The sequence below is a fragment of the Clostridium sp. AF37-5 genome (assembly GCF_003477605.1).
Classification (GTDB): Bacteria; Bacillota; Clostridia; order Lachnospirales; family Lachnospiraceae; genus Eubacterium_F.
Map to the genome: position 1 here is coordinate 66,935 of NZ_QUDR01000001.1, position 12,257 is coordinate 79,191.

Genomic DNA, 12,257 nt, shown 5'->3' on the forward strand with positions numbered 1-12,257 from the left:
ACGATGGCAGAACAGGTAAAAGATTTGGTAATTATAGGAAGCGGACCGGCGGGCTTGTCAGCGGCCGTTTATGCAAAACGTGCAATGTTAGATGTTGTTGTCATTGAGAAGGCAGGATTTAGCGGCGGACAGATTGTGACGACGGAACGTGTGGACAATTATCTGGGACTTTACGGAGAATCCGGATATTCGCTGGCAATGAAATTCAGAGAACATGCGGATGCACTTTCTGTTCCGTTTATAGACGCAGAAGTGAGTTCCGTGGAAAATGAATCCGAATATAAAAAAGTGCATTTAGAAGACGGTGAAACCATCTGCACAAAAAATGTGTTAGTGGCAACCGGTGCAGGGCATAAAAAACTTTCCGTAAAAGGGGAAGAAGAATTGACCGGTGCAGGCGTTTCGTACTGTGCAACCTGCGATGGTGCATTTTTTAAGAATAAAACGACGGCGGTTGTCGGCGGTGGTGATGTGGCGTTAGAGGATGCGCTGTATCTGGCAAATCTTTGTGAAAAAGTGTATTTGATTCACCGCAGGGAAGGTCTTCGCGCGGCTAAGGAACTTTCCGAAAAAGTGATGGCAGCGGAAAATATCGAATTTCTTCCTTATTATGAAGTGAAAGAAATTGCCGGAGACGGTATGGTACAGAAAGTGATTCTTACACAGAACCAGACCGGGGAGGAAAAAGAAATTGAGTTATCCGGTATTTTCATTGCTGTTGGCATGGAGCCGCAGACAGCATTTGTGAAGGATGTAGTTGAGAGAAATGATGCCGGCTATATTTGTGCCGGGGAGGACTGCCGGACGAATGTGCCGGGAATTTATGTGGCAGGCGATGTGAGAACCAAACCGCTTCGTCAGGTTATTACAGCGGTTTCCGATGGTGCCGTGGCAATTGCTTCTTTGGAGCAGGATAGAAATTAGGAAAGAGGGGTTGTTATGTATATTACGAGAAAGGGCCAGTATGCATTATTTTTTCTGATTGACCTTGCACTGCATGATGGCAGTACGGTGACGGTCAAACAGGTGGCTAAGGAATACGATTTGTCAGAGAAATATATGGAACAGGTAGCTTCTAAACTGCGTCACGCCGGGATTGTGCGCGTGATTCGCGGCAGCAAGGGCGGCTATTATCTTCCGGAAGAAACCAGACGATGTACCGCTAAAGATGTGGTCGGTGCCATTGAGGGACAGCGAAATGCCGTGGATTTGGATGGCTACAGAGAAAGTGAAAACAACCGCACGATGAATGCACTGGTTCGCGATTTGGGTCAGGAAGTGGATCATGCTGTAGATGATGTGCTTGAGAGAGTTACACTCGCTGAATTGGTGCGGCAGTATCATGAGAGAGAGACGTTTTCCTACATTATTTAGGAGGAGAGTTTTTCAGGACTTCACAGTCGGCAGGGAAAAGTTTGAGTGTCATGCGCCGCTCCCGCTGATATGTGCGTAGGGGTATCGATATGCACAATACGCATATCAGATACCCACGCACATATAACGCATTCCACTCAAAACTTTTCCCTGCCGATTGTGGTGTGCTGAAAAAAATCATCCTTTTAGATAATGTAGGAAAACTTTTGCTATAGACCAATTGTGGGGGATGGATGGTTGGCTTGTGGTAAATGTTCGCGGTCAGTTGCTTTGAATTCCAGTAATTTCGTAGAAAAACTTTGTGACTCGTGGGTTTGAGTACGTCGGTATGTGGCACTGGTAATTTCAGTGCCCATACCGCTACGCACTCAATTAGCGGGAGCGCCCACGAGACGCAACGCTTTTCTACGGAATTACGGAAAACAAAAAAGTGCCAACGAACACTTGACACAAACAACTTTTCCTGCGTACTTTGATTATTCAAAACGCAACAATAACAACTTATCTCTTGTATCAAAAGAAGAAAGATGTTATAATAGTATAGCACAATATTTATATATTATAGTTTTAATTTATCAAAAGGGGGAATTTTTGTGAATCAAAAAAAAGGTGCACGTCTTGCGTTGAAATTAAGTCTGACGGTGGTTATTCCGATTTTTCTGATAACGATTGCCGGAATTTTGTTGAGTGCATATAAACAAAGTGATTTATCTGAAGATTTAGTAAAACGAGAGATAAGCGGTATTGCCAGAAGTTTACGACAGACATATTTGGCAACTGAGGGGAATGAAAAGTTTGTCATGAAGGGGGATAATCTCTATAAGGGCAATACGATGTTGAGTGGAAATTATAAACTGGTCGACCAGCTAAAAAATGAGCAGGAAGTTGAAGTATCATTGTTTTTTGGTGATGTCAGAGAAGTGACAACATTAAAAGATGAATCCGGAAAACGTGAAATTAATACAAAAATGTCATCCGAGGTTTATGATACCTTGAAAAAAGGTGAAGAGTATTTTGCAACAAATATAGATGTGCTGGGAACAGATTATTATGGCTATTATGTGCCACTCTACCAGCCGGGTACGAAAGAGGTTGCCGGTAGTGTATTCTGCGGACGTACCCAGAATCAGGTGACACAGAGTCTCAGAAATACCATTATATCAATGGCGGTTGTTATGTTGACAATTTTTTTGGCGGCATTTATTATTGTACTTTTTATGGTGAAACGTATTGTAAAGAGTATTGATGGTGCCGTGTCAAATCTTGGTAATGTGGCAAAAGGTGCCCTTCAGTTTGAGATGAAGCCGGTACTTTTGGAACGAGGCGACGAGGTTGGTGATATTGCAAGAGCGATTCAGAGTTTGATTCATTCGCTCCGCGAGATTCTTACAAACATTACATCTTCTGCGAAAGCACTGGATGGTTTTTCAAATCAGTTTGCGGAATCCTTTGCGAATATTACGGATTCGGTTGACAGTGTAAATACGGCAGTTGAGGAAATTGCTTCCGGTGCGACCAGCCAGGCGGATGAAACGATGAGTGCGAACCAGCAGGTTGCTGAGATGGGACAGGCGTTGGAGGAGACTTCGGCAAATGTGGAGAACCTTCATGCTAGTTCTGAGAAGATGGAAGAATATAATGAGACCGCCGGCAGTAATCTGGAAGAATTAAATGCGATTAGTGAGCAGACAAAGCAGTCAGTTATTGAAGTACAGAAGCAGACCGATTTAACGAACCAGTCGGCAAAACAGATTAAAGAAGCAACTGAATTGATTACGGATATTGCTGCTCAGACGAATTTGTTGTCCTTAAATGCGAGTATCGAGGCGGCGAGAGCAGGTGAACACGGTAAAGGATTTGCTGTTGTGGCAGATGAGATTCGTGCCCTTTCTGAGCAGTCCCGCCAGTCGGCAGAAAAGATTGTTGAAATTGTGGATACACTTTTGGTGAATTCTGATACAAGCGTTCAGACGATGAGTAAGGTAATGGATAAGATTGGTGTTCAAAATGACAAGCTTTCGGAAACAAGCCAGATGTTCAATCTGTTACATAATGAGATTGGCACAGTGGCAGATGCCATTGAAAAGATTCGTAAGCAGGCAGAAGCTCTAGAGGATAAGAAAAATAAGGTTACATCAATTGTTGATGGATTGGCAGCAATTGCAGAAGAAAATGCAGCCAGCACGGAAGAAACCTCAGCATCTATGCTTGAGTTTAATGAAATTCTTTCGGTGTGCAATAAAGCGACCGGAGAACTTCGCAAACTGTCAGAAGAATTGGCTGAAAATACAAAACATTTTGACCTTTAAACGCGAAAAAGATGAAATAAAAACGAAAAACAGGGAAACCTTTGCGGCTTCCTTGTTTTTTTGTTTTTCCATTAAAATGACACTTTTCTATCACTATTTTTTGTGATAAAATATGAATCAGGAGGTGTTTATTTGCTAAGTGAAGAAAGAATTCGTAAAATGATACGATTGGCGGATTATGAAAAGGGAATAGGCAGCTCTGATTTGAAGCGAACCCACTATTGGCGGATGGATTATGTGCGTATGCAGATATTGAAGACAATATTGGCAGTATTTGTTGCTTTTGTTTTGGGTATTCTTTTATCAGTTTTATACCACATGGATTACGTTATGCAGCATGTCTGGGAGCTTCCTTACCGGACGATACTTATTTATGGCGGTATTGTATTTGTGGCGGCGGAGATTCTTTTTGTGATTTTTACTGCTAGAATTGCCGGGCGTGCGTATGATGAATCGCGTGCAAGAGTAAAAGAATATTATGTTACGTTGATGGAATTAGAGGAACTATATGAAAAAGAGGGAGAGGAGGAAACGTTATGATGATGGCTTTGCTTACCCTGAAAAGCAGGTTAAAGGGGTTTTTCGAAAAGCATTACCGGATTTTGAGGTGCTTTGGAAAGGCTGTTTTAATGATTATAACTTTGATGATTATCACCAGTCAGTTGAATTATCAGGCGTTTCTTGCCAATCACTGGATTGTGCTTCTTCTTGCCGTGATTTGTGCGGTTACACCGGATATGGCATCGCCTCTGTGTGTTTTCCTCGTGACGGAAATTGAAGTATTTCAGGTTTCTGAACTGATTGCGGTTGCCATTTTGCTGATTGTGTTGATTTACTATCTGTTGTTTGGACGGCTTGCGAATCGCCAGAGTGTAGTGCTGGCATCGGTTCCGGTGCTGAGTGTCCTTCAGATTAGCTATTTGGTTCCGATTGTGGGCGGCTTGTTCTTTTCACCGGTGATGATTCCGGCATTGATATCCAGCGTATTTTTTTATTTTGTACTGTGCGGTGTGCAGGAATATGCACTGGCGGCATCACGTATGACGCAGGAGAGTACTTTTTTTGAACCGCTGAAGTACCTTTTGGATTATTTGCGGGGAAATTTACTTTTGTACACATTGTTAGCGGCATTTGTGCTGACATTTATTTGTGTGTATCTGATTCGGAGAAGTAAGATACAGTATGCTTCGCAGATAGCAATTTTGGTAGGAGCCATATTAAACTTATCCATTTTGCTTTTTGCTAATATTTTTTTAGAGTTAAATGTGGATTTACTGCCGATGGTTGTATCTATTGTCGTCTGTATGCTGGTTGCTTACATGATACAGTTTTTTCGATTGACACTGGATTACCATGGAACACGTAAGCTACAGTTTGAAGATGATGAATATTATTATTATGTGACAGCAGTTCCGAAGATTAAAGTTGCCGCCGTTGATAAGACAGTGACAAGAATTGTCCCGGACGAGGATGATGAAAATCAGGATTTAAGAAGTGAATTGGAGAAAGAATTGGAAAATGATTTTAATAATTTTGAATAGATTGGAGCGTGTGGCGGATGAACACAATCATTAGTTTTTTTAGGGATTATGTGGCGTGGCTTACGATTCCCGACTTTACGATTACAGATGTGCTTGAAATTGCCATCATAGCCTTTGCCTTTTATCACATTATTTTGTGGATAAAAGATACGAGAGCATGGGTTTTGCTAAAAGGTATGGTGATTCTTGGAATTATTTTCTTAGTGGCACTTGTGTTGGAAATGAATGTTGTGCTCTGGGTATTCCAGAATGCGATGGTAGTCGGAATTATGGCACTTGTTGTCATTTTTCAGCCGGAACTTAGAAATGCTCTGGAGCAGCTTGGAAGAAAAAAGATTTTAAGCTCACTGACCTTTGATAATCAAAAGTCGAAAAATGAGAGATATTCGGCAGAAAGCATTGAAGCCGTGATAAAGGCTGTTTATGATATGGCACGTGTGAAAACGGGCGCATTGATTGTTGTGGAGAAAGAAATCCAGTGCCGCGAGTATGAGAGAACCGGAATTCCGATTGGTGCAAAAATCAGCAGTCAGTTATTAGTAAATATTTTTGAGCATAATACACCGCTTCATGATGGAGCAGTGATTTTACGCGATAACCGGATTGTGTCAGCGACGTGTTATCTGCCACTGTCTAACAATCTGGCAGTAAGCAAGGAATTGGGAACGAGACACCGTGCCGGTCTTGGCATCAGCGAAGTGTCGGATTCTCTTACTATTATTGTTTCGGAGGAAACAGGTTTTGTTTCATTGGCTTGTGATGGTAAACTTTATCGGAAAGTGGATGCGGATACACTGATGATACGTTTGCAGGAAGCTGCTAAAAGAAATCCGGATGAAGGAAAAATGAAATGGTGGAAGGGGCGCAAAAAAGATGAAAAAGAAACTGACCAGTAAATTAATGCTTAAAATTGTATCGGTGATTGTCGCTTTTTTGTTTTGGCTGGTTATCATTAATATAACGGACCCGACGACATCAAAAACATTTTATGACATACCGGTACAAATATTAAATGAAAATGTAATCACATCGGCAAATCAAGTCTATGATATTGTGGATGGTGATACGGTTAAGGTTACGGTAAAAGGAAAACGAAGTTTTGTAGAGACATTAAAGGAGTCTGATTTTACAGCAACGGCTGATTTGAGCGAATTGTCAAAAGTAAATGCAGTCAGTATTAATGTAAAGCTAAATAAGGAATCAACTTCCAGTGTTGATGTGGATTGGAATAATGCTGTTCTTAAAGTGGCCCTTGAAAAGCGCATCACAAAGAGTTTCAAAGTTGAGGTGGATTACGAGGGTGAATTGAGTGAGAATTACGTACTCGGTGAGATGACAGCAAAGCCAAATATGATTGAAGTATCCTGCGGAGAATCGAAATTCAAGAAAATTGATCATGTAGGTGTTATGGTCAGCTTAAAAGGTCAAAGCGAAGACTTTGATTCTGAATATTCGCCGGTATTATATGATGCGAATGGGGATGCTTTAAATGATGCAAATGTCAGCTTTAGCAATGATACAATTAAGGTGTCAACCCAGGTCTTATCGACCAAGGAAATACCGGTTTATGTGGAGACAGAAGGTGCACCGGCATCCGGCTATCGTCTGGTTCAGACTGATTATAAACCCGAGAGTATCCAGGTTTCAGGAACGAAAGAAGCACTGGAGAAAGAAGTCTCAATTAAGGTGCCGATATCGATTGCGAGAGCAAAAAAGGACATCGAAAAGGAAATTGATTTAAGGGAGTACCTGCCATCAGGGCTGTCGATTGTAGGGGAGACGACGACGGTTTCCGTCCGTTGTGATATTGAGAAGAATGGACAGCGTGTGCTGGGACTTACATCTTCGGATATTGCCGTGAGAAATCTGCCGAAAAATTATACAATGAATTTTGAGCCGGAAAACGGAAAGTATTCCGTAGAATTGTTAGGCGAAGATGCGACGTTAGCGGATGTAAATGTAGGAGATTTAGGAGCTTATGTGGATTTGAACGGATTATCGGATGGCTCGCATACGCTTGAATTAAAATATAGTCTGCCGACCGGCGTGCAGGTGAAAAATAAAATCAAGATTAAAGTCAAACTAAAACGTCAGGAAGGTGAGGTGACAGATGCACCAAGCACACCAACTCCGACAGTGGAGTAGAAACTAAAAAAATCCCGGTGGACTGCCAAGGAGCAGCTGCCGGAATTTTTTTGATATTTTTTACAATGGGATATTTCCGTGTTTTTTATGAATTACATCAATCGAGCGTTTATCTGCAAGCATTAAGATGTCGGCATAAACACGTTCTCTTGTTGCCTCCGGTTTAATGATTTCATCCACATAACCGTGCATGGAAGCAATACTTGGATTCATGAATTTTTCATTGTATTCATCAATCTTTTCGCTACGGAAAGCTGCTTTTTCTGCAGGGTTCATATTCTTCATCTGTTTACCATACAAAATATCAGCGGCACCATCGGCGCCCATAACAGCAATCTCAGCGGTTGGCCATGCATAAACAAAATCAGCACGCAGGTGTTTACTGCTCATTGCGATGTAAGCACCACCGTAAGCTTTACGAAGAATAACATTAATTTTAATTGTTGTGGCCTCAGAGTAGGCATATAGTAATTTTGCTCCGTGGCGGATGATTCCTTTATATTCCTGGTCTTTACCAGGTAAAAATCCCGGCACATCCGTTAATGTAAGAATCGGAATATTAAAAGCATCACAGTAGCGGATGAATCGTGCTGCTTTATCAGAAGAGTCACAGTCAAGTACGCCTGCCATAAATTTTGGCTGGTCAGCAATGATACCGATGACAACTCCTTTAATGCGTCCGAATCCAACGACTACATTTCTTGCAAATTCTTCCTGAACTTCGATAAAGGAGTCTGTATCTACAATTCCGTTAATGACATCGTGGATGTCGTAACTGTGATTGCTTTCTTTTGGAATGATATTTGCTAAATCCTCATTAAAAGTAACATTTTCGTTGTATTTAGGAAGTGCCGGACGGTTTGTGTGCAGGTAGCCATCCTCATAGCACGGAGGAATAATTGAAATCAATTCCTTCACGCGGCGGAAACATTCCTTTTCGTTTGGCATATGAAAATGAGCGACACCGCTTTTGGATGCGTGCACATTGGCACCACCTAATTCTTTTGCTGTAATATCTTCATTTGTTACGCTTTTGATAACTTTTGGTCCGGTAACAAACATCTGGCTGATTTCATCAATGACAAAGATAAAATCGGTAATACCCGGTGAGTAAACCGCACCACCGGCACAGTTACCGGCAATAATCGAAATCTGCGGAATGTATCCGGATGCCATTGTATTATAGTAGAAAATCTCACCATATCCGGCTAAGGCATTTACACCTTCCTGAATACGGGCTCCGCCGGAATCGTTGATGCCGATAACCGGACAGCGGCTCTCGATTGCCATTTTAATTGCATTGGCAATTTTGAAACCGTGCTGTTTACCAAGAGTACCGCCGATAACGGTGAAATCCTCAGAGTAAATCACGACTTTTTGTCCGCCGATGGTACCGTAACCGGTGATTACGCCATCATAAGGAAATTGTCCCTTTTTAATGTTAAAAGCATCTTCTAAGTTCGTAATGTTCGAGCCAATTTCACGAAATGAATCTTCATCTAGCAGCATGCAAATACGCTCTAAAGCGTGAAGTTTGCCAAGTTTGTGCTGCTTCTCCATATTGTAAGTTGACATTGTTCATTCTCCATTCTTTCTTAAAATATCACTTGAAACTACGAAACCTATCATATACCATAAAAAGAAAAAATGTCAATCCTATGTTGGCTTTTTTTGTAGAATAGTTGACGAAATGCGTATTTGGGTGCTATAATCAAATGATTGAAAAAATAAAAAGGATGGACTAGAGAATGATTCAATTTTTTAATAATTTCCTAAAGTACAAGTATCTTATGGGACAGCTTGTGAAGAAAAATATCAAGCTTCGTTACCGTCGTTCTTATTTAGGAATGTTATGGACACTGATTGAGCCGCTGCTTACAATGATTGTATTGTCGGTTGTGTTTGGCAGTTTGTTAGGAAGAAACAGTACCGATGCTGCATTTGCAGGCGTGCCATTCCCGATTTATGTCTTGACCGGACGTTTGCTGTATTCGTTCTTTTCATCAGCAACCAACAGTGCGATGCGTTCTATTCGTACAAACGGCGCTATGATTAAGAAAGTGTACGTACCAAAATACATTTATCCGTTTTCCGGCATTTTGGCAAACTTCATTATATTTTTGATTTCGCTTGTTGTACTGGTTGGTGTAATGGTATTTTTCTTAGCAACCGGTCAGTACCATGCACCGATTAACGGTTATATGGTTATGACGGTGATTCCGCTCTTAAATTTGTTTATCCTATCAACGGGAGTCGGCATGATATTATCGACCTTATGTGTATTCTTCCGTGATATTGAGTATTTGTGGAGCGTTATGTTAATGCTCATCATGTATTGCAGTGCGATTTTCTATTTCGCAAGCAACATGAGTGGTGATACACAAAAACTGGTAAAATTGAATCCATTATTTGGCGTGATTGACAATTTCCGCCGCGCCTTTTTTGGACAGCCTTTTGATATGAGATTATTGCTGTATACATCCGTTTTTGCGGTTGGAACATTGGTTATTGGTATGATTGTATTTTATCGGAAACAGGATTCCTTTATCCTGAATATTTAAGGTGTAAGGCAAATTGGAGGTTATTATGGCGAAGAAGTCATTAGCAATGAAAATAGAGAATGTGAGTATGAAGTTCAATCTCAGTTCTGAAAAAGTTGATAACATCAAAGAATATGTTATTAAAATGATAAAAAAGGAATTGATGTTTCAGGAGTTTTGGGCACTCAGAGATATCAGCTTTGAAGTTCAGAAAGGTGACCGTGTTGGTATTATGGGATTGAATGGTGCCGGGAAAAGTACCCTTTTAAAAGTAATTTCCGGTGTGTTAAAAGCCACACAGGGAACGGTTACAACAAATGGCAAGATTGCACCGCTTCTTGAACTGGGAGCCGGATTTGACAGACAGTATACCGGTGCTGAGAACATTTATCTGTATGGTGCGATGCTTGGTTACAGTAAAGAGTTTTTGGAAGCACGTTACGACGAAATTGTAGAGTTCTCGGAACTTGGCAGTTTTATCGATGTGCCGGTAAAGAATTATTCTTCCGGTATGCGTGCCAGACTCGGTTTTTCCGTGGCAACAATTGTTGAGCCGGATATTTTGATTCTGGATGAGGTGCTTAGTGTTGGAGATGCGAAATTCCGTAAAAAATGTGAAAATCGTATTCAGAGCATGTTTGATAAAGGTGTTACCGTCATTTTCGTATCACATTCAACCAGTCAGGTCTTAAGAATGTGCAACAAGGGCATTCTTTTGGAGCAGGGCCGTCTGATTGCACAGGGGGATGTTGAAGACGTAGTAAGTGTATACGAAGCAAAGATGAGTGAGAACGAATAGGAGGAAAAGAAAATGAAAAAAGTGATTACTTATGGAACGTTTGACTTACTTCATGTAGGTCACATTAATTTACTTCGCCGCGCGAAAGCATTGGGGGATTATCTGATTGTTGTTGTTTCCTCAGATGAATTTAACGCCGGCAAGGGCAAAAAAGCGTATCATTCTTTTGAAGACCGCAAAAAAATTCTTGAAGCAATCCGTTATGTGGATGAAGTGCTGCCGGAATATACATGGGAACAGAAGATTGATGATGTAGTAAATAATAATGTCGATGTTTTTGTTATGGGAGATGACTGGAAGGGCAAGTTTGATTTCCTCAAAGACTACTGCGAGGTTGTTTACCTGCCGCGTACCGAAGGGATTTCCACAACAAAAATTAAAAATGATTTGAATATGAAAGACTGAGAAAATGATTAAAAAAACAGGCTATGTGCTGTTTGCTTTCTTTTTCTATCTGTTCCGCCTATTACCCATAAATCGGCAGAAAGTATTTTTTGTCGCAACGCATGATGACAGCGAAGAGGGAAATATCGGCATTGTGGCAGATGCTATAAAAAATCAGTTTCCATCCATGAAAATGGTGTATCTGACAAAAAAAGACGGCATACGAAGACCATTTTCGTTTTTCTTTGGAAAAGCGTTTCATATGGCAACGGCATCGGTGATTTTTCTCGATAATGAGTTCATGCCGATGGCGTATATGAAATTTAATAAAAATGTGAAAGTGGTGCAGTTGTGGCATGGAACCGGTACGATTAAGAAATTTGGCTTGGATTCGGATACCGGGGAAGTAAAAAGACTAGCAAAAAAAGCAAATGAAAATATTACGCACTTGATTGTCAGTTCCGAATGTACGGCAAAATGGTATAAAAGTGCGTTTGGTGTAGACGATGAAAAAATTTTCCCGATTGGACTGCCGCGCACCGATTTGATGTTAGATGATTCTAAGAGGCAGAAGATGCAGGAGCGTTTTTTTGAGCAATATCCTGATTTGAGGGGAAAGAAAATTACGTTATACGCACCTACCTTCCGAGATTCACAGGTTGAAAATCCGGAAATTTGTTTGGATTTTGATTCCCTTAATCAATGTATGGAAGAGAATGAGGTGCTTCTTATCCGTCTGCATCCGCACGTGGCAGAGCATTGTCCTGTCGGTATATGGGATATGTATCCGGATAAAATAAGAAATGTTTCCGATTATCCGGGAGTGGCTACGCTGTTATCTGTGGCAGACCAATTGATTACGGATTATTCATCCATTATTTATGAGTACTGCCTTTTGGAAAGAAAAATGATTTTTTATGCGTATGACTATGAAGTATTTCAGAAAGATGGTAGAAATTTTTACGAGGACTATGAGAAATTTGTGCCGGGAATGATTGTATATACGCAGCCGGAGCTGGAAAAAAACTGGCATACGGCTTACGAGGATGACTCACAACGAGAGCAGTTTTGCAGGCGCATTTTCAAGTATCAGGATAAAAATGCCGTAAATCGACTTTTATGTTTGATTTTTGACAAGAAATAAGATATAATGTTGTGAGCGTAT

12 protein-coding genes are annotated in these 12,257 nt (G+C 40.9%); 11 read left to right on the forward strand and 1 reads right to left on the reverse strand.

Annotated features, from left to right (window positions below):
• Nucleotides 1–3 precede the first annotated feature (3 nt).
• From trxB to DW019_RS00345, 7 genes are all read left to right on the forward strand, one after another.
• Nucleotides 4–924 carry a thioredoxin-disulfide reductase gene (trxB, locus tag DW019_RS00315; RefSeq protein WP_022378140.1) on the forward strand — a complete coding sequence of 307 codons (921 nt, stop codon included), beginning with the start codon at nt 4–6 and terminating at the stop codon, nt 922–924.
• Between the two features lie 15 nt (nt 925–939).
• Entirely contained in the window at nt 940–1,374 is a 435-nt protein-coding gene (locus DW019_RS00320; RefSeq protein WP_117478366.1) for an Rrf2 family transcriptional regulator, read from the forward strand.
• A 593-nt stretch (nt 1,375–1,967) separates the two neighbouring features.
• Entirely contained in the window at nt 1,968–3,683 is a 1,716-nt protein-coding gene (locus DW019_RS00325) for a methyl-accepting chemotaxis protein (RefSeq protein WP_118442139.1), read from the forward strand.
• A gap of 132 nt (nt 3,684–3,815) precedes the next feature.
• The gene (locus tag DW019_RS00330; RefSeq protein ID WP_117478364.1) at nt 3,816–4,223 is read left to right on the forward strand and encodes a hypothetical protein; all 408 of its coding nucleotides are present in this window, start codon (nt 3,816–3,818) and stop codon (nt 4,221–4,223) included.
• Nucleotides 4,220–5,224 (forward strand): hypothetical protein, encoded by a 1,005-nt coding sequence (locus tag DW019_RS00335; RefSeq protein WP_118442140.1) that lies wholly within the window; start codon nt 4,220–4,222, stop codon nt 5,222–5,224. Before DW019_RS00330 ends, DW019_RS00335 begins: the two co-directional genes overlap by 4 nt.
• A gap of 17 nt (nt 5,225–5,241) precedes the next feature.
• Nucleotides 5,242–6,120, forward strand: a complete 879-nt coding sequence (gene cdaA / locus DW019_RS00340) for a diadenylate cyclase CdaA (protein WP_022378135.1) — start codon at nt 5,242–5,244, stop codon at nt 6,118–6,120.
• Nucleotides 6,098–7,369, forward strand: a complete 1,272-nt coding sequence (locus DW019_RS00345) for a CdaR family protein (protein WP_117478362.1) — start codon at nt 6,098–6,100, stop codon at nt 7,367–7,369. The genes cdaA and DW019_RS00345 overlap by 23 nt, the downstream gene beginning before the upstream one ends.
• Before the next feature lie 60 nt (nt 7,370–7,429).
• Here DW019_RS00345 and DW019_RS00350 read toward each other — a convergent pair whose 3' ends face one another.
• Nucleotides 7,430–8,944: an acyl-CoA carboxylase subunit beta gene (locus DW019_RS00350; RefSeq protein WP_022378133.1), complete on the reverse strand. Its 1,515-nt coding sequence runs from the start codon at nt 8,942–8,944 to the stop codon at nt 7,430–7,432.
• 173 nt (nt 8,945–9,117) lie between these two features.
• Between DW019_RS00350 and DW019_RS00355 the strand changes: the two genes are divergently transcribed.
• From DW019_RS00355 to DW019_RS00370, 4 genes are read left to right on the forward strand one after another with little or no spacing between them, the layout of a single operon-like run.
• Nucleotides 9,118–9,930, forward strand: coding sequence for an ABC transporter permease (locus DW019_RS00355; protein WP_117478360.1), 813 nt, complete (start codon nt 9,118–9,120; stop codon nt 9,928–9,930).
• Between the two features lie 25 nt (nt 9,931–9,955).
• Complete coding sequence (locus tag DW019_RS00360) at nt 9,956–10,708, forward strand: ABC transporter ATP-binding protein (protein WP_022378131.1); 753 nt, start codon at nt 9,956–9,958, stop codon at nt 10,706–10,708.
• A gap of 12 nt (nt 10,709–10,720) precedes the next feature.
• The gene (tagD, locus tag DW019_RS00365; RefSeq protein ID WP_022378130.1) at nt 10,721–11,113 is read left to right on the forward strand and encodes a glycerol-3-phosphate cytidylyltransferase; all 393 of its coding nucleotides are present in this window, start codon (nt 10,721–10,723) and stop codon (nt 11,111–11,113) included.
• A 4-nt stretch (nt 11,114–11,117) separates the two neighbouring features.
• The gene (locus tag DW019_RS00370; RefSeq protein ID WP_022378129.1) at nt 11,118–12,236 is read left to right on the forward strand and encodes a CDP-glycerol glycerophosphotransferase family protein; all 1,119 of its coding nucleotides are present in this window, start codon (nt 11,118–11,120) and stop codon (nt 12,234–12,236) included.
• Nucleotides 12,237–12,257: the final 21 nt, after the last annotated feature.

What these genes read in the sequence shown, in the direction of transcription:
- tagD (WP_022378130.1), top strand. Translation starts at nt 10,721, where the DNA reads ATGAAAAAAGTGATTACTTATGGAACGTTTGACTTACTTCATGTAGGT.
- cdaA (WP_022378135.1), top strand. Translation starts at nt 5,242, where the DNA reads ATGAACACAATCATTAGTTTTTTTAGGGATTATGTGGCGTGGCTTACG.
- DW019_RS00370 (WP_022378129.1), top strand. Translation starts at nt 11,118, where the DNA reads ATGATTAAAAAAACAGGCTATGTGCTGTTTGCTTTCTTTTTCTATCTG.
- DW019_RS00360 (WP_022378131.1), top strand. Translation starts at nt 9,956, where the DNA reads ATGGCGAAGAAGTCATTAGCAATGAAAATAGAGAATGTGAGTATGAAG.
- DW019_RS00320 (WP_117478366.1), top strand. Translation starts at nt 940, where the DNA reads ATGTATATTACGAGAAAGGGCCAGTATGCATTATTTTTTCTGATTGAC.
- DW019_RS00350 (WP_022378133.1), bottom strand. Translation starts at nt 8,944, where the DNA reads ATGTCAACTTACAATATGGAGAAGCAGCACAAACTTGGCAAACTTCAC.
- DW019_RS00345 (WP_117478362.1), top strand. Translation starts at nt 6,098, where the DNA reads ATGAAAAAGAAACTGACCAGTAAATTAATGCTTAAAATTGTATCGGTG.
- DW019_RS00355 (WP_117478360.1), top strand. Translation starts at nt 9,118, where the DNA reads ATGATTCAATTTTTTAATAATTTCCTAAAGTACAAGTATCTTATGGGA.
- DW019_RS00335 (WP_118442140.1), top strand. Translation starts at nt 4,220, where the DNA reads ATGATGATGGCTTTGCTTACCCTGAAAAGCAGGTTAAAGGGGTTTTTC.
- trxB (WP_022378140.1), top strand. Translation starts at nt 4, where the DNA reads ATGGCAGAACAGGTAAAAGATTTGGTAATTATAGGAAGCGGACCGGCG.